Below are 1,044 nucleotides of genomic sequence, written 5' to 3'. Positions count from 1 at the left end.
CCCTAGATGATTGATTCCAAGGGGTGACTGGCGGCGTGCCTGCCGCAAGCACAGGTCGAGGGTGTCCAGGATCGAGGTTGAATCTCTCAATCTCGAACCCTAAGGCCCGCAATTGGACAACGATCTGGACACCCTCGCTACAGCACTCTACGTCACAACCGACGACTACCTGAAAGCCAACCCGCACCTGACACCGTGGCGGCCCAGAGTCGGAATGACGCCAAGGATCAGCGATGCGGAACTCATCACTCTCGCGGTTATGCAGTCACTGCTCGGGTTCCACTCCGAACGCCGCTGGATCAGATACGCCCGCGCCCGCCTGATCAGCATGTTCCCCACCCTCCCGCAACAGGCCGGCTACAACAAACGCCTCCGCCGTCTCACCGGCCTCATGCAGCAAGTAGTCGCCCACCTCGCCGCCGATACCGGGCTCTGGACGGACGACGTGTGGGTGGCTGACTCGACCCCGGTCGAGTGCGGCAGATCACGGGAGACGGTGAAACGCTCCGATCTTGCCGGGTATGCCGAGTACGGGTACTGCGCTTCGCACTCTCGCTTCTTCTGGGGCCTCCGGCTCCATCTGCTCGCCACCTTGGATGGCCTCCCGGTGGGGTTCGCGCTCACCGGCGCGAAAGCCGACGAACGCGACACCCTCCAGAGCATCCTCGAAACCACTCCGGCAGAGGTGACTGCTCAGCAGACGATCATGGCCGACAAGGGCTACTACGGGCGCGTGTTCGAACGGGAACTCGACGACTCGGGGATCACGCTCCTCCGGCCCGCGAGGAAAGGCGAGCCGCCCCGTGCTGGCGCACGGTTCTTGAAACCGCTGAGGCAAACGATCGAGTCGGTGTTCGACACACTCAAAGGGCAACTCGGGCTGGAACAGCACGGCGGACGCACCATCGCGGGAGTCGTGATCCGGGTGCTGCAGCGGCTCCTCGCGCTGACTACTGCGATCTGGCACAACCAGAAGACCGGACAGCCGGTACTCCGGTCACTGACCGCGTACGACCACTGAACCCTTGGAATCAATCATCTAGG

1 protein-coding gene is annotated in these 1,044 nt (G+C 63.0%); it reads left to right on the top strand.

The genetic code is table 11. The annotated features are described in order from the left end of the window. Positions 1–112 precede the first annotated feature (112 nt). Positions 113–1,021, top strand: coding sequence for an IS982 family transposase (locus tag H9634_RS14355; RefSeq protein WP_191727482.1), 909 nt, complete (start codon positions 113–115; stop codon positions 1,019–1,021). The last annotated feature ends 23 nt before the right edge of the window (positions 1,022–1,044 follow it).

The organism is Brevibacterium gallinarum, from assembly GCF_014836885.1.
GTDB classification, from domain to species: Bacteria; Actinomycetota; Actinomycetes; order Actinomycetales; family Brevibacteriaceae; genus Brevibacterium; species Brevibacterium gallinarum.
The sequence above is the reverse complement of the archived record's forward strand: the minus strand, read 5'-3'. Positions and strand labels throughout refer to the sequence as shown.